Origin of the sequence: Nocardioides sp. YIM 152588 (assembly GCF_040191335.1) — a bacterium.
GTDB lineage: Bacteria > Actinomycetota > Actinomycetes > Propionibacteriales > Nocardioidaceae > Nocardioides.
On sequence record NZ_JBEGDJ010000034.1, the window covers coordinates 1 to 19691 of the forward strand.

At 73.4% G+C, this 19691-nt stretch carries 20 protein-coding genes; 8 read left to right on the forward strand and 12 right to left on the reverse strand.

Annotated features, from left to right (window positions below; translation table 11 throughout):
• Positions 1-322 precede the first annotated feature (322 nt).
• Together ABLM29_RS15335 and ABLM29_RS15340 are read left to right on the forward strand one after the other, a co-directional pair.
• Positions 323-979, forward strand: a complete 657-nt coding sequence (locus tag ABLM29_RS15335; protein ID WP_349715017.1) for an aggregation-promoting factor C-terminal-like domain-containing protein — start codon at positions 323-325, stop codon at positions 977-979.
• 75 nt (positions 980-1054) lie between these two features.
• On the forward strand, positions 1055-1309 hold the full coding sequence (locus ABLM29_RS15340; RefSeq protein WP_349715019.1) for a GlsB/YeaQ/YmgE family stress response membrane protein: 255 nt from the start codon (positions 1055-1057) through the stop codon (positions 1307-1309).
• 106 nt (positions 1310-1415) lie between these two features.
• Here ABLM29_RS15340 and ABLM29_RS15345 read toward each other — a convergent pair whose 3' ends face one another.
• Both ABLM29_RS15345 and ABLM29_RS15350 read right to left on the reverse strand, forming a co-directional pair.
• On the reverse strand, positions 1416-2798 hold the full coding sequence (locus tag ABLM29_RS15345) for a class II fumarate hydratase (RefSeq protein WP_349715020.1): 1383 nt from the start codon (positions 2796-2798) through the stop codon (positions 1416-1418).
• Between the two features lie 192 nt (positions 2799-2990).
• Positions 2991-4679: a fumarate hydratase gene (locus ABLM29_RS15350; protein WP_349715022.1), complete on the reverse strand. Its 1689-nt coding sequence runs from the start codon at positions 4677-4679 to the stop codon at positions 2991-2993.
• A 105-nt stretch (positions 4680-4784) separates the two neighbouring features.
• Between ABLM29_RS15350 and ABLM29_RS15355 the strand changes: the two genes are divergently transcribed.
• Together ABLM29_RS15355 and ABLM29_RS15360 are read left to right on the forward strand one after the other, a co-directional pair.
• Positions 4785-5384 carry a carboxymuconolactone decarboxylase family protein gene (locus tag ABLM29_RS15355; RefSeq protein ID WP_349715024.1) on the forward strand — a complete coding sequence of 200 codons (600 nt, stop codon included), beginning with the start codon at positions 4785-4787 and terminating at the stop codon, positions 5382-5384.
• Positions 5381-6280, forward strand: a complete 900-nt coding sequence (locus ABLM29_RS15360; RefSeq protein ID WP_349715025.1) for an RNA polymerase sigma-70 factor — start codon at positions 5381-5383, stop codon at positions 6278-6280. Before ABLM29_RS15355 ends, ABLM29_RS15360 begins: the two co-directional genes overlap by 4 nt.
• A gap of 108 nt (positions 6281-6388) precedes the next feature.
• Here ABLM29_RS15360 and ABLM29_RS15365 read toward each other — a convergent pair whose 3' ends face one another.
• The 3 genes from ABLM29_RS15365 to ABLM29_RS15375 are packed head-to-tail and all read right to left on the reverse strand — an operon-like array spanning position 6389 to position 9499.
• Positions 6389-8104 (reverse strand): carbohydrate-binding domain-containing protein, encoded by a 1716-nt coding sequence (locus ABLM29_RS15365; protein WP_349715027.1) that lies wholly within the window; start codon positions 8102-8104, stop codon positions 6389-6391.
• 22 nt (positions 8105-8126) lie between these two features.
• Positions 8127-8912, reverse strand: a complete 786-nt coding sequence (locus ABLM29_RS15370; RefSeq protein WP_349715028.1) for a polyphosphate polymerase domain-containing protein — start codon at positions 8910-8912, stop codon at positions 8127-8129.
• Entirely contained in the window at positions 8909-9499 is a 591-nt protein-coding gene (locus ABLM29_RS15375) for a DUF4956 domain-containing protein (protein ID WP_349715030.1), read from the reverse strand. Before ABLM29_RS15375 ends, ABLM29_RS15370 begins: the two co-directional genes overlap by 4 nt.
• Before the next feature lie 207 nt (positions 9500-9706).
• On the opposite strand from ABLM29_RS15375, the gene ABLM29_RS15380 reads away from it, so the two are divergent.
• Both ABLM29_RS15380 and ABLM29_RS15385 read left to right on the forward strand, forming a co-directional pair.
• The gene (locus ABLM29_RS15380) at positions 9707-10564 is read left to right on the forward strand and encodes an arylamine N-acetyltransferase family protein (protein ID WP_349715031.1); all 858 of its coding nucleotides are present in this window, start codon (positions 9707-9709) and stop codon (positions 10562-10564) included.
• Positions 10561-11571 (forward strand): asparaginase, encoded by a 1011-nt coding sequence (locus ABLM29_RS15385; protein WP_349715032.1) that lies wholly within the window; start codon positions 10561-10563, stop codon positions 11569-11571. The genes ABLM29_RS15380 and ABLM29_RS15385 overlap by 4 nt, the downstream gene beginning before the upstream one ends.
• 218 nt (positions 11572-11789) lie before the next feature.
• Here ABLM29_RS15385 and ABLM29_RS15390 read toward each other — a convergent pair whose 3' ends face one another.
• A complete protein-coding gene (locus tag ABLM29_RS15390) occupies positions 11790-12716 on the reverse strand; it encodes an alpha/beta fold hydrolase (protein ID WP_349715033.1) in 927 nt (308 codons plus the stop codon).
• A 59-nt stretch (positions 12717-12775) separates the two neighbouring features.
• On the opposite strand from ABLM29_RS15390, the gene ABLM29_RS15395 reads away from it, so the two are divergent.
• Positions 12776-13618: an esterase/lipase family protein gene (locus ABLM29_RS15395; RefSeq protein WP_349715035.1), complete on the forward strand. Its 843-nt coding sequence runs from the start codon at positions 12776-12778 to the stop codon at positions 13616-13618.
• Between the two features lie 326 nt (positions 13619-13944).
• Here the strand turns inward: ABLM29_RS15395 and glpX are convergent, their stop codons facing one another.
• Genes glpX through ABLM29_RS15420 form a run of 5 tightly spaced genes read right to left on the reverse strand, consistent with a single transcriptional unit; the run spans position 13945 to position 17959 of the window.
• Positions 13945-14958, reverse strand: a complete 1014-nt coding sequence (gene glpX / locus ABLM29_RS15400; RefSeq protein WP_349715036.1) for a class II fructose-bisphosphatase — start codon at positions 14956-14958, stop codon at positions 13945-13947.
• A 10-nt stretch (positions 14959-14968) separates the two neighbouring features.
• Positions 14969-16003 (reverse strand): ABC transporter ATP-binding protein, encoded by a 1035-nt coding sequence (locus ABLM29_RS15405; protein WP_349715037.1) that lies wholly within the window; start codon positions 16001-16003, stop codon positions 14969-14971.
• Positions 16000-16803 carry an ABC transporter permease gene (locus ABLM29_RS15410; protein WP_349715039.1) on the reverse strand — a complete coding sequence of 268 codons (804 nt, stop codon included), beginning with the start codon at positions 16801-16803 and terminating at the stop codon, positions 16000-16002. The genes ABLM29_RS15405 and ABLM29_RS15410 overlap by 4 nt, the downstream gene beginning before the upstream one ends.
• A complete protein-coding gene (gene modA / locus ABLM29_RS15415) occupies positions 16800-17549 on the reverse strand; it encodes a molybdate ABC transporter substrate-binding protein (RefSeq protein WP_349715040.1) in 750 nt (249 codons plus the stop codon). Before modA ends, ABLM29_RS15410 begins: the two co-directional genes overlap by 4 nt.
• Positions 17550-17563: 14 nt before the next feature.
• Positions 17564-17959, reverse strand: coding sequence for a TOBE domain-containing protein (locus tag ABLM29_RS15420; protein WP_349715042.1), 396 nt, complete (start codon positions 17957-17959; stop codon positions 17564-17566).
• Positions 17960-18090: 131 nt separating this feature from the next.
• Between ABLM29_RS15420 and ABLM29_RS15425 the strand changes: the two genes are divergently transcribed.
• On the forward strand, positions 18091-18681 hold the full coding sequence (locus ABLM29_RS15425; RefSeq protein WP_349715044.1) for a DUF4245 family protein: 591 nt from the start codon (positions 18091-18093) through the stop codon (positions 18679-18681).
• Positions 18682-18727: 46 nt separating this feature from the next.
• Here ABLM29_RS15425 and ABLM29_RS15430 read toward each other — a convergent pair whose 3' ends face one another.
• Positions 18728-19633: a hypothetical protein gene (locus ABLM29_RS15430; protein WP_349715046.1), complete on the reverse strand. Its 906-nt coding sequence runs from the start codon at positions 19631-19633 to the stop codon at positions 18728-18730.
• Positions 19634-19691 lie beyond the last annotated feature (58 nt).

The following is a 19691-nucleotide window of genomic DNA, read 5'->3' on the forward strand; positions in this document are numbered from 1 at the left end:
TAAGCCTGCCAGCGCCGATGGTACTGCAACCGAGAGGCTGTGGGAGAGTAGGACGCCGCCGGACAAACATTCCCCAGAGGGCCATCACCACACGGTGATGGCCCTCTGGCATTTTTCATGCCGCCCCCTACAGCCGGCGCCGCGCGGTGCCGATGTGGTGAGTGTCGACACACCGCGCCACAAAGGGGGTGGATTCTCGGTGGTTCAGTTTGCACGGCGCCGTGCCGTCAGGCATGGTGGACCGGTCGCCAGCGGCGCCGACAACGATGTCGGGTCCACTCGGAGGCGGCTGCTCCCCGTCGTCGAGCCCTGGAACGAACTCTTGTCGAAGCCTGTCAAGCCTGCGCCCAGACACCGCGGGACGCCCCGTCACGCCCACATCAAGGAGACGCCGAAGAAGGCCGCCCGCCACGCGGTGCTGCTCTCTACGGTCGCCGCCGCGGTGACCGGGGTGTCGGTGGGCGCCGGTGTGCTGGGCAGCGGTGCGGGCGGCGGCGGCGCCTCGACCGTGGCGGCCGACCTGAGCGACGTGGTCATCCCGCCGGAGGAGACCGTGACCGCGGAGCGGGCCCCGGTGCTCTCCCGGTCCGACCAGCGCGGTGAGGCCGACCCTGCCAAGCAGGCCAGCCTGGTCGCGAGCGAGCCGGCGGCGATGACCGACAGCCGCTCGCTGTCGGACTCCGACCCGCGCGACATCGCCCGGGCGCTGCTCGCCGAGTTCGGGTTCAGCAGCTCCCAGTTCGGCTGCCTCGACTCGCTGTGGACCCGCGAGTCCAACTGGAACCCGTACGCCGACAACCCGTCCTCGAGCGCCTACGGCATCCCGCAGGCGCTGCCGGGCTCCAAGATGGCCTCGGCGGGCGCCGACTGGGCGACCAACCCGGTCACCCAGATCAAGTGGGGTCTCGGCTACATCCAGGACCGCTACGGCAGCCCGTGCAGCGCCTGGGGCCACAGCCAGGCCACCGGCTGGTACTGAGACGCCGAGTCGGCAGGAACTTTTCTGCCGACGCGCGCCGCGTTTCCGCGGCGCCGGCGCGGGTAGGTGGTCCGCATGATCGGATTCCTCATCGCGGGCCTCATCATCGGCGCGCTGGCGCGCCTCCTCAAGCCCGGCAAGCAGAACCTCGGCCTCCTCGCGACCCTCGGCCTCGGCCTGGTCGGGTCCGTGATCGGCGGCCTCATCGCCCAGTTCTTCGGGACCGGCGACATCTGGGAGCTGAACATCCTCGGCTTCATCCTCGCCGTGGTGGCGGCCGTGCTCCTGATCGGCGTCGCCGAGACGGTGACGGGCAAGGAGCGCAGCTAGGTCCCGACAGGCGCCGCCGGCCGGTGGTTTCGAGGCTCGCTGCGCTCGCACCTCAACCACCGGCCGGTCAGCTGCGCTCGCACCTCAACCACCGGCCGCGTGGCAGTCAGGGGTGCGTCATCGACTCCACGTCGAGCGCCGCGTCGAGCTGCTCGAGGGAGAGGTCGCCGCGGTCGACGTACCCCATCGCCAGGACCGTCTCGCGGATCGTCGCCCCGTCGGCCAGCGCCCGCTTGGCGACCTTCGCGGCCTCCTCGTAGCCGATGTAGCGGTTGAGGGGCGTGACGACCGAGGGGGAGGACTCCGCGTAGCGCCGCATCCGCTCGGCGTCCGCCGCGATGCCGTCCACGCAGCGGGACGCGAGGGCCCGCATCGCCGCGGCCAGCAGCCGCACCGACTCCAGCACGTTGCGCGCCAGGACGGGCATCGCGACGTTGAGCTCGAAGGACCCGCTCGAGCCGGCCGCGGTGACCGCGCCGTCGTTGCCGATCACCTGCATGCAGACCATCAGCGTCGCCTCGGGCAGCACCGGGTTCACCTTGCCCGGCATGATCGAGGAGCCGGGCTGCAGGTCGGGCAGGTGGATCTCCGCCAGCCCCGTCGTCGGGCCCGAGCCCATCCAGCGCAGGTCGTTGCAGATCTTGGTCAGCCCGACGGCGACGGTCCGCAGCACGCCGGACAGCTCGACGAGCGAGTCGCGGGTCGCCTGGGCCTCGAAGTGGTCGCGGGCCTCCGTGAACGGCTGCCCCGTGGCCGCGCTCAGCGCCTCGATCGCGGCGGGCGCGAACCCCGCGGGAGTGTTGATCCCGGTGCCGACCGCGGTGCCGCCCAGGGGCAGCTCGCGCACCCGCGGCAACACGGCGTCGAGCCGCTCGGCGGCGTACCGGACCGTGGCGGCGTAGCCGCCGAACTCCTGCCCGAGCGTCACCGGCGTCGCGTCCATCAGGTGCGTGCGCCCGGACTTCACCAGGCCGCCGAACTCGTCGGACTTGGCCTCCAGGGAGGCCGCGAGGATGCCGACCGCCGGCAGCAGGTCGTCGACGACCGCGGTCGCCGCGGCGACGTGGATCGCGGTGGGGAAGGTGTCGTTGCTGGACTGGGAGGCGTTCACGTGGTCGTTGGGGTGCACGTCCACGCCGGCCCGGGAGCACAGCGTGGCGATCACCTCGTTGGCGTTCATGTTCGACGAGGTGCCGGAGCCGGTCTGGAAGACGTCGATCGGGAAGTGGGCGTCCAGCTCGCCCGCGGCGACGCTCCGGGCAGCGGTCAGGATCGCCGCGCCGCGCTCCTCGTCCAGCACGCCCAGGCCGGTGTTGGCCACCGCGGCGGCCGCCTTCACCCGGCCCAGGGCGTGGATCAGCGCGGGCTCGATCGGCGTACCGCTGATCGGGAAGTTCTCCACCGCCCGCTGGGTCTGTGCGCCCCAGAGCGCGTCGGCGGGGACGCGGACCTCGCCCATGGAGTCGTGCTCGATGCGGAACTCACTCATGCCGTCGACTCTAGGCGCGAGCCGGGCGCGGAGCCGGTGGCCGCTACCAGCACCACCGGCGCGTCGACGTACGCCGGAGCCGCCGCGCCGGCTGCGCGCGCCGCCGCGCGGGGGAGTGCCGGGCCACCCGGGTGCGCTGCGGCCGCGCGTGCGGCTCGTGCGCCCGGGTGCCGAGGCGGCAGGTCCTCCGGGTCACTCCTTGGAACGCACGCGGATGCCGGTGACGGGCACGACGACCTCGCCCGAGGGGTCGGTGAAGAAGTCGTTGCCCTTGTCGTCGACCACGATGAAGGCCGGGAAGTCCTCGACCTCGATCTTCCAGACCGCCTCCATGCCGAGCTCGGGGTACTCGAGCACCTCCTGGCTCTTGATGCAGTCCTGGGCCAGCCGGGCGGCGGGACCGCCGATGGAGCCGAGGTAGAAGCCGCCGTACTGGTCGCAGGCCTCGGTGACCTGCTTGGAGCGGTTGCCCTTGGCGAGCATCACCATCGAGCCGCCGGCGGCCTGGAACGACTTCACGTAGGAGTCCATCCGGCCGGCGGTGGTCGGGCCGAAGGAGCCGGACGCCATGCCCTCGGGCGTCTTGGCGGGGCCGGCGTAGTAGACCGGGTGGTTCTTCATGTAGTCCGGCATCTCCTCGCCGGCGTCCAGGCGCTCCTGGATCTTGGCGTGGGCGATGTCGCGGGCCACGACCAGCGGGCCGGTCAGCGAGAGCCGGGTCTTCACCGGGTACTGCGAGAGCTGGGCGAGGATCTCGTCCATCGGGCGGTTCAGGTCGACCTCGACCACCTCGCCGCCGGAGATGTCCTCGGCCACGCCCGCCTCCGGCATGTAGTGGGCCGGGTCCATCTCGAGCTGCTCGAGGAAGACGCCCTCGGCGGTGATCTTGCCGAGCGCCTGGCGGTCCGCCGAGCAGGAGACCGCGATCGCCACGGGGCAGGAGGCGCCGTGGCGGGGCAGTCGGACGACGCGGACGTCGTGGCAGAAGTACTTGCCGCCGAACTGCGCGCCGATGCCGAAGGACTGGGTCAGCTTGAAGACCTCCTCCTCCAGCTCGAGGTCGCGGAAGCCGTGGGCGTCCATCGAGCCCTCGGTCGGGAGGTTGTCGAGGTAGTGCGCCGAGGCGTACTTCGCGGTCTTCAGCGCGAACTCGGCGCTGGTGCCGCCGATCACGATCGCCAGGTGGTAAGGCGGGCAGGCGGCCGTGCCGAGCGAGCGGATCTTCTCGTCGAGGAAGGTCAGCATCCGCTTCGGGTTGAGGATCGCCTTCGTCTCCTGGAACAGGAACGACTTGTTGGCCGAGCCGCCGCCCTTGGCCATGAAGAGGAACTTGTACTCCGGCTTCCCCGACGACTCGGGGGTGGAGTAGATCTCGATCTGCGCCGGCAGGTTGGTGCCGGTGTTCTTCTCCTCGTACGTCGTCAGCGGCGCGAGCTGGGAGTAGCGCAGGTTGAGCTTGGTGTAGGCGTCGTACACGCCCCTGCTGACCGCCTCGGCGTCGTCGGCGCCGGTGAGCACGCCCTCGGACTTCTTGCCCATCACGATCGCGGTGCCGGTGTCCTGGCACATCGGCAGCACGCCGCCGGCGGAGATGTTGACGTTCTTGAGCAGGTCGAGCGCGACGAAGCGGTCGTTCCCGGACGCCTCCGGGTCGTCGATGATCTTGCGCAGCTGCCGCAGGTGCGCCGGGCGCAGGTAGTGGCTGATGTCGTGCATCGCCTCGGCGGTCAGCCTCTGGATCGCCTCGGGGGAGACCTTGAGGAAGGTCCGGCCGTCCGGGCCCTCGACGGATTCGACGCCCTCGGTGGTGATCAGCCGGTAAGGGGTGTCGTCCTTGCCGGTGGGGAGGAGGTCGCTGTACCGGAACTCTGCTTCAGCCACAACTCGGGAGGATAACCGCCGCGTGTGTCACAGCCGATTCGTGGCCGGTGTCTGGATGGGTGACCCCGCCGAGCGGTGGGGCGGATGTGAACGAGGAGGAGAGAGATGAGCACGCGAGTCCCCCCGAAGGAGATCACCGGCCTGTACGGCGCGCTGGTGAAGCGGTTCGCGACCCGGATGCTCGGGCGGGTGCCCGAGTCGCTCGGCGTCATGTGGCACCACCAGCCGGTGCTCAGGGCGAGCATGGGCCTGGGCCAGAGGATCCAGCGGCTCGACCGCTGCGACGCGGGCCTCAAGGCCTTCGCGCACATGGCCGTGGCGTCGTACGTCGGCTGCTCGTGGTGCCTCGACTACAACTACTTCATGGCCCACCACGAGGGCCTCGACCTGGACAAGGCCCGGGAGGTGCCGCGCTGGCGGGAGTCGACGGCGTTCACCCCGCTGGAGCGCGAGGTGCTGGGCTACGCGGAGGCGGCGAGCCAGACGCCGCCCACGGTGACCGACGAGATGGTGGCGAGCCTGCTCGACCAGCTCGGGCCCGAGGCGTTGCTGGAGCTGACCACGGTGATCGGGTTCGCGAACCTCACCACCCGCTCCAACATCGCACTGGGGATCGAGTCCGAGGGCTTCGCGGCGGCCTGCGGGCTCGCGCCGCTCGCTGAGCGTCCGCACTCGGCGACCGGCGGCGTACCGTCGGACGCATGAGCGACCCGGACGCCGGTGCTCTCGTCGAGCCGTTCGTGGCCCACCGCGGGCTGCTGTTCACCGTCGCCTACGAGATGCTCGGCTCCGCCGCCGACGCCGAGGACGTGGTGCAGGAGTCGTGGCTGCGCTGGGAGGGGCTCGGCGGCGGTGGCCGCGCGGAGGTGCGCGACCCCCGCGCCTACCTGGTCCGCACGGTCACCCGGCAGGCGCTCAACCGGCTGCGGTCGCTCTCCCGGCGGCGGGAGGAGTACGTCGGGGAGTGGCTCCCGGAGCCGCTGCTGACCGGCCGCGACGTGGCCGAGGACATCGAGCTGGCCGAGAGCGTCTCGATCGCGATGCTGACCGTGCTGGAGACCCTGGGGCCGGCGGAGCGGGCGGTCTTCGTGCTGCGGGAGGTCTTCGACGTCCCGTACGACGAGATCGGCGACGCGGTGGGCAAGTCGCCCGCCACGGTCCGCCAGATCGCGCGCCGGGCGCGGGCGCACGTCGCCGCCCGGCGGCCCCGGGTGGCGGTGGAGCGCGACGAGCAGCGGGCGGTGGTCGAGCGATTCCTGGCAGCGGCCGACGGCGGCGACCTGCAGGGCCTGCTCGACGTGCTCGCCCCCGACGTGGTGCTGGTGGCCGACGGAGGGGGCCTCGTGCCCGCGGTCCGGCACCCGGTGCTGGGCGCCGAGAAGGTCGGCTTCCTGCTGAGCCGGTTCCGGGCGATGGCTCCGTCGATGGTGATCGAGCCGGCCATGGTCAACGGAGCACCCGGCGCCCGCATCGACGACTCCGGCCGCCTGGACGCGGTGGTGAGCGTGGACGTCGTGGACGGCCTGGTCAGCCGGGTCTACATCATGCGCAACCCCGAGAAGCTGGGCGGGCTCGACCGGGCGGCCCCGCTGGCGCGGTGAGGCGCGAGTCGGCCGAAACTGACGGGCCGGTCCAGACCGCACGGCGCGAGTCGGCAGAAACTTTCTGCCGACTCGCGCCTCTGCCTGTCAGTTTGTGCCGACTCGGGCTCAGCCCATCGGACCGCCGCCCATGCCGCCGCCGGTGGACTCGCCCGCGGTGGCGGAGCCGACCTCGGCGCCGTCGACCACCAGCGTGTAGGTCTCACCGTCGGCCAGGTCGGCCGCGGAGACCACGAGGGCGGCGGTCGCCTTGGTCGCGGTGAAGGTGCCGACCGTGTCGCCGTCGGCGTCCTGGACCTCGATCGTGCTGCCCGCGGTGACGGTGCCGCTCAGCGTGGCGACCAGCCAGGCCTGGCCCGACCCGGCGTCGGGGGACTCGAGCATGCCGGCGCTGCCGCCGGCGTACACGGTGCCGCCGTCGATGACGTAGCTGCCGTTGACGTCGATCGCGCCGTTGCCCGACGACTCGGGGCCGTTGACCACCAGGGTGCCGCCGGTGATCGCGAGCGAGCCGTTGGAGTCGAGGCCGTCGCCGTCCGCGGTGACGGTGATGTCGCCGCCGCTGATGGTGAGCACGCCACCGGTGTCGGACTCGCCGCCCATGCCGCCGGGACCGCCGCCCATGTCGCCGCCCATCTCGCCGCCGGGGCCGCCCTCGGGACGCTCGCCCATGTCGCCCTCGGGGCGCTCGGGCATCTGGCCGTCGCTCGGGGGCTCGGGGCGCTCGCCGTCGGCCGCGGGCTGGGCGTCGCCGGTGTCCGTGTCACTGTCGGTGCTGGTGTCGGTGCTGGTCGCCGTGGCGTCGGTCAGCACGTCCGGACCCGCGACGTTGATCCCGTCGTCGTTCGACGTGACGTCGATCGTCCCCCCGGCGATCACGATGTCGGCGGCCTCGATGCCCTCCTCCGACTGCGTGACCGTGACGCTGCCGTCGTTGATGGTGAGCGCGCCCTCGGCCTTGAGGCCGTCGTCGCCGGCCTCGACGGTGATGGTGCCGCCGTTGACCGCCAGCGAGCCGAGGTCGGCCTCGTCCTCGTTGTCGGACTTGAGCCCGTCGTCCGCGGCGGTGACGGTGATGGTGCCGCCCTCGACGTCCAGGTAGTCCTTGCCGGTGATGGCGTCGTCGGCCGCGTCGACGGTGATCTCGCCGTCGAGGATGACCAGGCCGTCCTTGCTGGTGATGCCGTCGGCGCTGGCGCCGGTCACGTCGAGCGAGCCGGAGCCGGCGATGGTCAGGTCCGCCTTCGAGTAGATCGTCGCGTTCGGGGCGTCGTCCTCCTCGTCGTCCTCGCCGGAGGCCTTCGAGTCGGCCAGGGTGTTGCTGCTGCCGTCGGCCAGGATCAGCACGGCCTCGTCGGCCTCCACGATCCACAGCGGCGAGGTGGAGGCCGAGGTGATGTCGGCGTCGTCCAGCACGATCCGGACCTTGCCGTCGGCCTCGGAGTCGACGACGAGCTGGCCGTCGCTGAGCGTGCCGGAGACCAGGTAGGTGCCCGGGTCGGTGATGGTGACGACGTCGCCGTCGACCTCGGCGCCCTCGCCGTCGACGCTGCTCCCGCCATCCTTCAGCGCGATGGTCGTGGCGTCGGCGGCGTCGTACTCGCCGTCGTCGGCGTCGGCGTGGGTGTCCTCCAGGGTGGTCACGTAGTTGCTGCTGCCGCGGGCCAGCTCCTGGGCGTCGCCCGAGGCGGCGGTGCTGGTCGCGGCGGTGTCCGAGCCGGTGTCGGCCGCGGTCTCGGCGGCGTCGGTGGAGCAGGCGGACAGGGAGAGCAGGGCCACCGCGCTGACGGCGGCGGTGGCGGTGGCACGGACGAGCTTCTTCACGGGGTCTCCTGGTGGTTCGCGGTCAGACGCGGGGAGCGATGGGTCGGGGCAGGTCGAGGTGGTGGTCGAGCGCGCGGTGCCACTTCATCCGCGGCAGCTCGGGGTGCAGGGCGGCGAGGCCGGCGCCGTACTTCGAGATCCGGACGGGGCGCAGCCCGTGCTGCCACAGCAGCCGGTCGAGCTCGCCGGGGGTGGCCCCGGACTTGGTCTCGACGATCGCCACCCGCTGGGCGGAGGCGGACCGGTCGGCGAGCAGCGAGCGGACCGAGAGGTCGCGGTCGATGGTGGCGCGGGCGCCCGACGGCAGCAGCAGGGTGCTGCGCCGGTACGTGGTCTCCAGCGTGGGCCGCAGCGACGCGGCGGTGTCGGCGCCGATCCGGTCCGTCACCAGCCGCTCGCCCTTGCCGGCCGGGGCGTGCGCGGCGGCGTGCGCGACGCGTTCCTTCACCGTCGTGCCGCGGCCGCCGCGGGTCTTGACCTCGAGGAAGCTGGCGCCGGTGTCGAGGTACTCGCGGGTCCGGACCTTCCAGCGCCGGCGGCGGCTGCGGCCGGCGGCGTGGAAGCTGTCCAGGCCGGGGGTGTCGAGGTAGACCGACCGGTACCGCATGGACCGGCTGCCGTCGATCTCGAGCGCCCGGGCGCCGGCGGGCAGCTCCGCGAGGATCGCGTCGAGCGTCGCCAGCGGTACGACGTACTTGCGGTCCACCCGGGTCAGCAGCGCGGCGGTGGCGACGAGGTCGTCGAGCGCGATCGGCTCCAGGGCGTTGACGGGGTCGGTGGTCACGGTCCGGACGGCGAGCGCGGTCATCGGCCGGCCACCTGGTCGACGGTGCCCGGGGCGGCCTGGCCGCTCGGTCGTGCGGCGCGGCTGCGGACCCGGACCAGGGTGGTGTCGTCGGCCAGGTCGAGCTTGACGATGTCGACGCTCAGGATCTCGGTGCCCAGCAGCCGCTCGACGTGGGCGGTGACCTCGGTGTGGTCGGCGTACGCGCGGTCCAGGCGGATCTGGCTCGTGCTCGTGCGCGGCGAGACCGACGGGTGGTCGCCGATCGCGACGGCGGCCACGATCGCCGCCATCAGCGCCCAGCCGAGCCAGGTCGGGGAGAGCGCCAGGCCGCCGAGCAGGCCGAGGGCGAGCGCGGCGAAGTAGTAGGCGATCTCACGCTGGGCGAGCTCCTCGGAACGCAGCCGGATGATCGACAGCACGCCGAACAGGCCGAGGCCGAGGCCCGCGCCGATGGTGGCGCTGGAGAGGGCCATGGTGACGCCGAGGACGCCGATGTTGACCGTCAGGTAGGCGACCACGAGCTCGCGACGCCCGTCCCGGTGCCAGAAGAGGCCGAAGACGAGGACGGCGAGGGCCAACAGGTCGGCTGCGATGAGCGGGTAGGACATCGGGCGAACTCCCAGGAAACGGTCGGTGAACGTACTCCCTCATTGCGCCAGACGAGCCTGGGTGCGACGCCTGTCCTTCCTGTGAGCCGTCTGTGAGCGTCTCGCGGTGGGCGTCGTGTGCCTCACAACGCGCTGTGGGAGGGCGTCAGGCACACGACCCGGCCACGGGCAGACGGGTCGGCGGGGGCCGGCCACTAGGCTGACCGGGTGCCCGACCACCCGCCGCTCGACCCCTGGCACACCGCCGACCTCGACCTCGGCGCCTACCTCGACCGGGTCGGCGTGCTGCGTGGTCCCGAGCGGACGGCGCCGAACCTGATCGAGCTGGGCGCGCTGCACGAGGCGCACGTGCGCACCTTCACGTTCGACAACATCGACGTGCTGCTCGGGCAGCACCCCGGCGTCGGGCTTGCGCAGGTGCAGGAGAAGTTCCTCGGGCGCGGGCGGGGCGGCTACTGCTTCGAGCACGCGACGCTCTTCGCGGCCGTGCTGGAGAGGCTCGGCTACGAGGTACGGCGGCACCTCGGCCGCGTCGACACCGGGACGCCCGCCGTCGGCGCCCGCACGCACATGACGGTAGCGGTCCGGCTGGCCGACCGCTGGTGGCTGTGCGACCCCGGGTTCGGGATGAGCCTGATCCGGCCTATCCCGCTCAGCGACGGCGTCGAGGCCGACCACTACGGCTGGCGCAGCCGCGTGGCCGCGGCCCCCGAGGGGTGGGAGCTGCACCGGATGCGGGACGGCGGGTGGCAGCGGCTCCACTCCGTCGACGCGCTGCCGGTGCACCCGATCGACCCCGTGGTCGGGCACCACTACACGAGCACGTTCCCCACCTCCCACTTCAGGTCCGGCCTGATGGTGGCCCGCTACCTGCCCGACCGGCACGTCACGCTCACCCACGACTCCGTCACGGTGCGCCGCGCCGGCGAGCCCACGCAGCACCGCAGGATCAGCCCCGTCGACCTGACCGGCTGGCTCGAGCTGCTGGAGGTGCCGTTGGCCGCGCAGGAGCGGGCCCGCCTGCTGGAGACCTGTCGGGGGCTGGTGGCCGGGGTGCCGCGGTGAGCGCGCCCGACCTGCCGCGGATCGCCGTCGGAGCGCTCGGCGGGACGATCGCGATGACGTCCGCCGACGGCCGCGCCGTCTCGCCGAGCCTGAGCGCCGCGGACCTCACCGCGGCCGTGCCGGGCCTGGCCACCCTCGCGGACCTGAGCGCGGAGACGCTGGCCATGCTGCCGAGCGGGTCGCTGGACGAGTCGATCGTGCTCTCCGCGCTGGCCTGGGCGCGGGCCGCGGTCGCGGGCGGCGCCGCCGGCGTCGTACTGACCCAGGGGACGGACACGCTGGAGGAGTCGGCGTACCTGCTCGACCTGTTCTGGGACCTGCCCGAGCCCCTGGTGGTCACCGGCGCGATGCGCTCGCCGCAGGCGCCGGGCGCGGACGGGCCCGCCAACCTGGTCGCGGCGGTGACCTGCGCGGCGGCGCCGGACTCCCGCGGCCGAGGCGTCCTGGTCGCGTTCGACGACCAGATCCACCTGGCGCGCTGGGTGGCCAAGACGGACTCGATCTCGACGGGCGCCTTCCGCTCGCCGGTGTTCGGCCCGGTCGGACGCGTGGTCGAGGGTGCCACCGTGTACGGCGCCACGGTCCGCCACCCGGCGCGGCTGGCGCTGCCCGACCCGATGCCGGTGGCGGGCCTGCCGCGGGTCGCGCTGGTCGGCACCCACCTCGGCGACGGCGGCGCGCTGCTCGACGTGCTCACCGAGACGGGCCGGGCCGACGGCGTGGTGGTCGCCGGCTTCGGTGCGGGCCACGTGTCGGCCGCGATGGCCGAGGCGGTCGGCCGGGCCGCCGCCGTGATGCCGGTGGTCTTCGCGTCGCGGACCGGCTCGGGTCCCACCGGCCGCGCGATGTACGGCTACCCGGGCTCCGAGGTCGACCTCCTCGCGCGTGGTGCGGTGGGCGCGGGGTGGCTGCCGCCCGTCAAGGCACGCCTCCTGCTGTGGTCGCTGCTGCTGACCGGCCTGGGCGGCGGCGTCGCGGAGGCGTTCGCCGACCGAGGTCGGCCCTGATCCTCGGGGTGCCGCGGGCGCGCCAGCACCCGTCCGACGCAGGTAGCTCCCGATACTGCGCCGGACGGGTGGTGGGGCGGGCCGCCGCCGGTGTCCCCGTTCCGTCTTGACCGGGGCGGCCAGGTCCACGCCGTTACAAGTGTGACATAAGCCACATTTGTATAGGAGGGGTGGGTTTGTCCAGCCGGGCGGGGCCCCGGGGTCGTGGCGCCGGCGTCTCAGGCGCGGTGCCGGTCGGCGCGCGACCGGTCGGCGTTGCGCCGGATCGCCGTGGCGAAGGACTCGAAGAGCGTCGGCGGGAGGTCGTGGCCCATCCCGTTGATGAGGATCAGCTCGGACCCGCGGACCGCCGCCGCGGTCGCGCGGCCGCCGGAGACGTGGACCATCTTGTCGGCCAGGCCGTGCAGCACCAGGACCGGCATCCGCAGCGTGCCCAGCGCGGCCGTGCGGTCCGGCTGGGTCAGGATCGCCATCATCTGGCGCAGCACCCCCTCGGGTGCGTAGCCGCGCTCGTAGGTGAGCGCCGCCCGCTCGGCCAGGTGCTCCTCGGTGGCGGGGAAGCCCGGCGAGCTGATCGCGCGCCACACCTTGATGCTGGCGGCCACGTAGGCGTCGCGGCCACCTCCGCGCGGCGTCAGCAGGAGGGGCAGGAGCGAGGGGTGCTGGCGACCCACGCTGCGCCGACCGGTGGTGGACATGACGCTGGTCAGGCTGAGCACCCGCTCGGGGGCGGCCAGCGCCAGGGTCTGCGCGATCATGCCGCCCATCGACACCCCGGCCAGGTGCGCGGCGGGGATGCCGAGGTGGTCGAGCAGTCCGGCGGCGTCGGCGGCCAGGTCGGCCATCGAGTACGGCGCTGCTGCGGTGCGGCCGGTGAGGAAGGCGCGCGCCACGTGCTGGGGGCCGACGCCGGCCTCGAGCCGGGTCGAGCGGCCGGTGTCGCGGTTGTCGTAGCGGATCACGTAGAAGCCGCGCTCGACCAGGCGGTGGCACAGGTCGACGTCCCACCAGGTCATCGGCCCGCCCAGCCCCATGATCAGCAGCAGCGGCTCGTCGCCGGGGTCGCCGAAGGTCTGGTAGCAGAGGTCGACCCCGTGGCTGAGCGGCGCGATGAGCTCCGCCGAGGTTGGGGGTTCGTTGGTCACATGTCCAGTTTGCAGACAATTTCCAACAGTTTGTGTTTCTAGCACGTAACATGACTGATGTGACGCAGATCATGGCAGGGTTCCTGATGCCGGAGGGCTTCTCACGTCCCCCTCTGGCCGCCCTGCTGCGCGAGGGCACGCTGGCCGCCGAGGCCGGACGGCTCGCGGTGCACCGCTCGAGCGCGCGGCGGACCCGGCGTCGTACCTCCTACGCGCGGCGGGCCGTGACCCGCGCGCCCGACCCGGTGCTGCTGGTGCCGGGCTTCCTCGCCGGTGACTGGACGCTGACCGCGATGTCCCGCGGGCTGCGCGATGCCGGCTTCCGCACCTACCGCTCCGGCATCCACGCCAACGTCGGCTGCGTCCTCGACGCGGCGGCCCTGGTCGAGGAGAGGCTCGAGGAGATCGCCGAGCGCCGCGGCACCCGCGTCCAGCTCGTCGGGCACAGCCTCGGCGGCATGATCTCCCGCGGGCTGGCGGTCCGCCGACCCGACCTCGTCTCCGGCATCGTCACGCTGGGCTCGCCGATGCGTGCCCCCGCCGCGCACCACCGGGTGCTCAGCGGCGGCGTGCGCCTGCTCAGCAAGCTCAGCAGCGTCGGCGTACCGGGGGTGATGTCGGCGGAGTGCGTCGGCGGCTCGTGCGCGGAGGCGAGCTTCACCGAGAGCCAGCAGCCGCTGCAGGGCGTGTCGATGACGAACATCTACTCCAAGGGCGACGGGATCGTCGACTGGCGCGCCTGCATCGACCCCGAGGGTCGGGCGATCGAGGTCAAGGGCTCGCACGTCGGCCTGGTCGTGGACCCGAAGACCATCGCCCTGGTCCACGAGGCCCTCGTCCTCCAGGCGCCCGCGTCGGCCGCGTCCGAGGACGGGCTGGTCGCCGGCGGCGCCACCGCCTGACCCGCCGTTCTCCCGCGCCTCGGTGGCGCGCCCTCTCCTGACGCGCCTCAAGCCCCGGTTCGGCCTGCCCCAAGCCATGGTTCGGCCTGCCTCAAGCCCCGGTTCGGCCTGCCTCAAGCCCCGGTTCGGCGGAATGGCGGCTGCGACCGCGGGGAACGCGCGGCGAGAGCCGGGAGGGAGCGACGAAGGAGCGACCGGACGGCGCGAGCGGCGCTTCCCCGCGCGCAGCCGCGGCAAGCCGCCAGCGGCGCGCGACCACCGCGCCGGCCGACGGCGCGCGCGGCAGCGCGGCGGAGCGAAGCGGAGACGCGCTCGCGCCATCCCAGCTAGTCGAAGTCGATGCTCGAGAAGCTCCGCAGCTTGCTCAGCCGGTGCTCGGAGGTGATCGTCCGGGTGGTGCCGCTGCGGGAGCGCATCACCAGGGACTGGGTGACGGCGCCGCCGGCGCGGTAGCGGACGCCCTTGAGCAGCTCGCCGTCGGTGATGCCGGTGGCGACGAAGAAGCAGTCGTCGCCGGTGACCAGGTCGTCGGTGGTGAGGACGTGGTCGGGGTCGAGGTTGTGGCCGGCGTCGATGGCGCGCTGGCGCTCCTCGTCGTCGGTCGGCCACAGGCGGCCCTGGATGACGCCGTCGATGCACTTCATGGCGCAGGCGGTGATGATGCCCTCGGGCGTGCCGCCGACGCCCATCAGCAGGTCGATGCCGGTGTCGGGGCGGCCGGCCATGATCGCTCCCGCGACGTCGCCGTCGGAGATGAACTTGATCCGGGCGCCGGTGGCGCGGATGTCGTCGACCAGCTGGCTGTGGCGGGGGCGGTCGAGCAGGACCACGGTCACGTCGGAGGGGTTGGAGCCCTTGGCCTTGGCGACCTGGTGGATGTTCTCGGCGACCGGGTAGCGGATGTCGACGACGTCGGCGGCCTCGGGGCCGGTGACGAGCTTCTCCATGTAGAAGACGGCGGACGGGTCGTACATCGAGCCGCGCGGGGAGACGGCGAGCACGGAGACGGCGTTGGTCATGCCCTTGGCGGTCAGGGTGGTGCCGTCGATCGGGTCGACCGCGACGTCGCAGGCGGGGCCGGTGCCGTCGCCGACGGACTCGCCGTTGTAGAGCATCGGGGCGTTGTCCTTCTCGCCCTCGCCGATGACGACGGTGCCGTCCATGCCGATGGTGGAGATCATCACCCGCATCGCCTGGACCGCGACGTCGTCGGCGCCGTTCTTGTCGCCGCGCCCGACCCATCGGCCTGCGGCCATCGCGGCGGCTTCGGTGACCCGGACCAGCTCCAGGGCCAGGTTCCGGTCGGGGGCGGGCGGTTCCACGGCCAAGGCGTCGGTCATGGGGCGAATACTAACCGGCGCCCGCCGGCACGTCGTACGACGTGATGGCCGTCTCCTTCACCGCGGCCCAGACCGGGCGGCCCGGCGACAGCGCCAGGTCCCGGGTCGCGGAGGGTGTGACGTCGGCGATCAGCGACCGCTCCCCGACGGCCGGCCGGCCGGTCTGCGGACCGGTCTGCGGGCCGCCGGGGAGGTCGATCCGGAGCCGGATCGCGTCGCCGTGCGGGGCGGCGCTGCGGACGACGCCCTGCCACCGGTGGCGCGCCGACCCCTCCGGCTGGTGCAGCGAGACCGAGACCGCCGAGGGCGGGAACGCCCGGATCCGGGTCCGCTCGCGGATGACGTTGAGTCCGACCATGCGCGCGGCGTGCTCGGTCAGCGGCCGGGCGGCGACCTCCGCGGGCGGCCCGGCCTGCTCCAGCCGGCCGTGGTCGAGCACCAGGACGTGGTCGGCCAGGGTGAGCGCGTCGAGGGCGTCGTGGGTGACCAGGAAGGTGGTGCCGCCGAAGTCCGCGAGGTGCTGCGCGAGCTCGATCCGCAGCGCCGCGGCGACGCCGACGTCGAGGCCGACGAACGGCTCGTCGAGCAGGAGCAGCTCCGGCTCGCAGGCCAGCGCCCGGGCGATCGCGACGCGCTGCGCCTGGCCGCCGGAGAGCTCGCCGGGGCGGCGCTCGGCCAGGTCGCCGACGCCGAGCCGGTCCAGCCAGTCCTGCGCCGCGGCGCGCGCCTCGGCACGCGGGACGCCGCGGGAGCGGGGGCCGAACGCGACGTTCTCGCGGGCGGACAGGTGGGGGAAGAGGCGCCGGTCCTGGAAGACCAGCCCGACGCGGCGTCGCTGGGGCGGCAGTGCGAGCAGGTCGGTGCCGTCGATCAGCGCCGACCCGGTGGCGGGCTGGAGCCCGGCCAGGGCCTGGACCAGCGTCGACTTGCCGGCGCCGTTCGGCCCGACGACCGCGATCACGGCGCCCCGCGGCACGTCGAACGCGAGGTCGAGGCGGCCCGGTACGGCGACGCGGACCGCCAGCTCGCCGGGCGTCCCGCTCATCCCGGCACCAGCCAGCGGTCGCGCAGCGCCACCAGGATCCCGATGGAGACCGCCAGCATCACCAGGCTCAGCGCGAGCGCGGTGTCCCCGTCGGCCTGGCGGGCGACGTAGATCAGCGTCGGCATCGTCTGGGTGGTCCCCGGGTAGTTGCCGTTGAAGGTGATGGTGGCCCCGAACTCGCCCAGCGAGCGGGCCCAGCCGAGGACCATCCCGGCGGCGATGCCGGGCAGCGCGAGCGGGACGGTGACCCGGCGGAAGGTGGTCCACCGGGAGGCACCGAGCGTGGCCGCGGCGGCGTCGTACTCCTGCCCGGCGGAGCGCAGCCCGCCCTCGATGCTGATCACCACGAACGGCAGGGAGACGAAGACGTGGGCGAGCACGACGCCCCAGGTCGTGTAGGGGAAGGCGAACCCGGTGGCGCCCAGCAGCGGGGCGCCGAGCAGCCCGCCGCGGCCGAACGCCTCGCGCAGCGCGATGCCGGCGACCACCGGCGGCAGCACCATCGGCACGGTGACCAGGGCCCGGACCAGGCGGCACCCGCGGAACGCGACGCGGGCGAGCAGCCAGGCGAGCGGCAGCCCGAGCGCGAGGCAGACCAGCATGGCGAGCGTCGAGGTGAGCACGGAGAGCCACAGGGCGTCCTGCAGCGCGGGGGAGCGCAGGGCGTCGAGGATCGCGGCCGGGTCGGCGGCGGCGACCATCGCGGCGAGCGGCACCAGCAGCAGCGCCACCGCGAGCGCGGCCGGAACGACCAGTGCCACCGGCACCCGGCCGAGGGGGTCTGCGGTCCGCGCGGTCATGGGAGCGCGAACCCCGCCCGTCGCAGGGCCGCCCGCCCGGTGGCGCCGGTGACCAGGTCGACCCACGCCCTCGCGAGCTCGGGGTCGGTGCTCTGGTCGAGCTCCGCGACCTCGTACGTCGTCCGCTCGCGTGCCGCGCCCGGGACCGTCACGGTCTCCACCGCCGCGCCCGCTGCGGCCGCGTCGGTCGCGTAGACGAGGGCGGCGTCGGCCTCGCCGGAGGTCACCTTGTCCAGCGCGGCCCGGACGTCGACCTCGAGGCTGGCCGGCTCGGCTTCCACGCCGTGGTCCGCCAGCACCGCGGTGGCGACGCGCCCGCAGGGCGCCTCGTCGGCGCAGCGCACCCACGTGGTGCCGGCCAGGTCGTCGAGGGACGTGACGCCGGCCGGGTTCCCCGGCGGGGTCACGATCACGAGCACGTTGGTGGCGAGGAGCCTGGGGTGGGCGGCCGCTCCGGCGGCGGTGGCGACGGCCATCGACGCCGTGTCGGCGGTGGCCAGCACGTCGCCGGGGGCGCCGTCGGCGGCCTGCTCGGCGAGGTCGGTGGAGGAGCCGAAGGAGAGGGCGACCTCGACGCCGTGCTCGTCCTCGAAGTCGGTGGCGAGCTCGCCGAAGACGTCGGTGAGGCTGGCGGCGGCGAGCACGCGCAGGGGCTCGGCGGCGGCGCACCCGGCGAGTCCCGAGAGCGCGGTGCCGAGCGCGAGCAGCGCGGCGAGGGCGCGGGCGATCCGGTGGTGGCGGGGCATCGGGTGCGGCCGCCTCAGTGCCGCTCGACGACGACGTTGGTGGACTTCACCGAGGCGATGGCGCGGACGCCGGGCTCCAGGCCGAGGTCGGTGGCGGCCTCGGAGCTCATCAGGGAGACGACGCGGTACGGGCCGCACACCATCTCGACCTGGGCCATCACGGTGTCCTTGACGACCTTGGTGACGATGCCGGACATGCGGTTGCGGGCGCTGACGGCGTCCGCACGGGTGCGGGTGCGCTCGTCCTCGTCGGCAAGCGAGGCGGCGAACGCCGCCAGGTCGACGCCGCCCACGACCGTGCGGCCGTCGGCGCTGCGGCTGGGCACCCGGCCGCCCTCGATCCAGCGGCGCACCGTGTCCGTGCTGACGCCGAGGATCTCGGCCGCCTCGGCCACGCGGTAGTCGGTCATGCCCCCAGCGTGTCGCATCTGCGACGGATTGTCACCGGTATCGGAACGCGGATGCATCTGGTTGGTGGCGGATCGTCCGGCATCTGCGCCCCTTTGGTCGGCGTGGGCGGCGTCGGGGACAATGGCGGGCGATGAGCACCGAGACCACGCCGACCCCGCAGCCCGCCGGCAAGCCCGGCCGCTACCAGCGCTCGACCGCGGGGCTGGTCGTCTCGCTGGTGGTCACGGTCCTGGGCCTCGGTGCCCTGTTCTGGTTCACCGGACTGTTCCGGGAGACGCCGGTCTACGAGCCGGAGGACATCGACTACCTCGGCTCCGTCGCCGCCGCCCAGGACGCGGGGGTGACCGCCACGTACCCGAGCGAGCTCCCCGAGGGGTGGACCGCGACCGGTGTCGACCTCGACAACGAGGACAAGGACGTGTTCGGCCTGCGCCTGCTGACCGCCGACGGGGACTTCGTCGGGATCCGGCAGGAGGACTCCTCCGACACCGCCCTGGTGCGCCGGTGGGTCGACGAGGACGCCACCGAGACCGACGCCTACAGCAGCGGCGCCGCCGACGCCCTGGCCCCGGAGTGGGACGGGTACGTCGACGAGGGCGGCGACACCGGCTACGCGGTCGAGATCGGCGAGACCGCCGTGCTCGTCTACGGCTCCGCGCCGGCCGAGGACCTGCAGCAGGTCGTCGACCTGCTCACGCGGGACGAGGTCGCCCGGGGCTGAGGGTCTCGACGGGCTCGACCGGCTGGGAGGGCTCGACGGGCCGCACCTAGTTGGTCAGCACGGCGTCCAGGTCGATCCGCGGATGGCCGCGCGTGGCCCTGTTGACGACCCGGACCGTGTGGGTGCCGGCCGGCATCCACCGGTCGAAGACCACGACGCGGTTCCGCACCTTCGCCGCGTGCGTGCGGACCGTGGCCCGCTTGACGCCGTCCACGTAGACGTCGGCGGCACCGCGCCTCGGACCCTTCGCCATGACGAGCGCGACGTGGTCGTCGCGCTCGTAGGTACGGGTGAAGGTGACGGAGGCGCCGCGGGCCCGGGTCCTCCGCATGGCCGCTCCGGACGCGCACGCGCAGGAGACCTTCCGCCAGGTGCCGGTGTAGCTCAGGCTGCCCGGGTCCGTGGTGCCCCAGCCCTGGTAGTCGGTCGCGTAGGTGTTGTCCTCCTGGAGCACGCTGAGCTCCCGGAACATCACGATGTCGAACCGCGACGTGTTGCCGGAGCAGTCCTCGGCCGTCATCACCCAGGCGCGGGGGGCGTCGCCGCCGCTGCCCAGCGCGCCGTCGTAGTCGTCGATCGTGTCCACGTACTCGCCCGGCCAGGGTGTCGGTCGCTGGCTCGGCGTCGACAGCAGGTGGCGGTAGTAGTCGAGCTCGTCGACGTCGCCGGGCGAGTAGCCCTCGTTCGCCGCGCGGTAGAGGTCGAACGCGCACAGGCTCCCGGAGTCGTCGGTGACCGTCCACCGGAGCCGCTGCCGGACGGTCGTGTACCGGTCGAACGTGTCGTTGATCGTCGGGTCGCTCGCGTTGATCGTGCTGCCCACCACGAACGCCGCCGCGTCGTTGGCCGCGATCGCCGGGGGCGTGGTGTCCTCCGCGCCCTGCGCGGGCGGCGGGGCCGCGAGGGCCACCAGGCCGACCAGGACGACTGCGACGGGCCTGGCTACCTTCATCGGTGCCTCCGGGGTGGGATGCGGGCGGAGCGCCTGCCTCACGGTAGGGCGCGCGTCG

What these genes read in the sequence shown, in the direction of transcription:
- ABLM29_RS15340 (WP_349715019.1), top strand. Translation starts at nt 1,055, where the DNA reads ATGATCGGATTCCTCATCGCGGGCCTCATCATCGGCGCGCTGGCGCGC.
- ABLM29_RS15345 (WP_349715020.1), bottom strand. Translation starts at nt 2,798, where the DNA reads ATGAGTGAGTTCCGCATCGAGCACGACTCCATGGGCGAGGTCCGCGTC.
- ABLM29_RS15355 (WP_349715024.1), top strand. Translation starts at nt 4,785, where the DNA reads ATGAGCACGCGAGTCCCCCCGAAGGAGATCACCGGCCTGTACGGCGCG.
- ABLM29_RS15360 (WP_349715025.1), top strand. Translation starts at nt 5,381, where the DNA reads ATGAGCGACCCGGACGCCGGTGCTCTCGTCGAGCCGTTCGTGGCCCAC.
- ABLM29_RS15370 (WP_349715028.1), bottom strand. Translation starts at nt 8,912, where the DNA reads ATGACCGCGCTCGCCGTCCGGACCGTGACCACCGACCCCGTCAACGCC.
- ABLM29_RS15375 (WP_349715030.1), bottom strand. Translation starts at nt 9,499, where the DNA reads ATGTCCTACCCGCTCATCGCAGCCGACCTGTTGGCCCTCGCCGTCCTC.
- glpX (WP_349715036.1), bottom strand. Translation starts at nt 14,958, where the DNA reads ATGACCGACGCCTTGGCCGTGGAACCGCCCGCCCCCGACCGGAACCTG.
- ABLM29_RS15405 (WP_349715037.1), bottom strand. Translation starts at nt 16,003, where the DNA reads ATGAGCGGGACGCCCGGCGAGCTGGCGGTCCGCGTCGCCGTACCGGGC.
- ABLM29_RS15410 (WP_349715039.1), bottom strand. Translation starts at nt 16,803, where the DNA reads ATGACCGCGCGGACCGCAGACCCCCTCGGCCGGGTGCCGGTGGCACTG.
- modA (WP_349715040.1), bottom strand. Translation starts at nt 17,549, where the DNA reads ATGCCCCGCCACCACCGGATCGCCCGCGCCCTCGCCGCGCTGCTCGCG.
- ABLM29_RS15420 (WP_349715042.1), bottom strand. Translation starts at nt 17,959, where the DNA reads ATGACCGACTACCGCGTGGCCGAGGCGGCCGAGATCCTCGGCGTCAGC.
- ABLM29_RS15425 (WP_349715044.1), top strand. Translation starts at nt 18,091, where the DNA reads ATGAGCACCGAGACCACGCCGACCCCGCAGCCCGCCGGCAAGCCCGGC.
- ABLM29_RS15430 (WP_349715046.1), bottom strand. Translation starts at nt 19,633, where the DNA reads ATGAAGGTAGCCAGGCCCGTCGCAGTCGTCCTGGTCGGCCTGGTGGCC.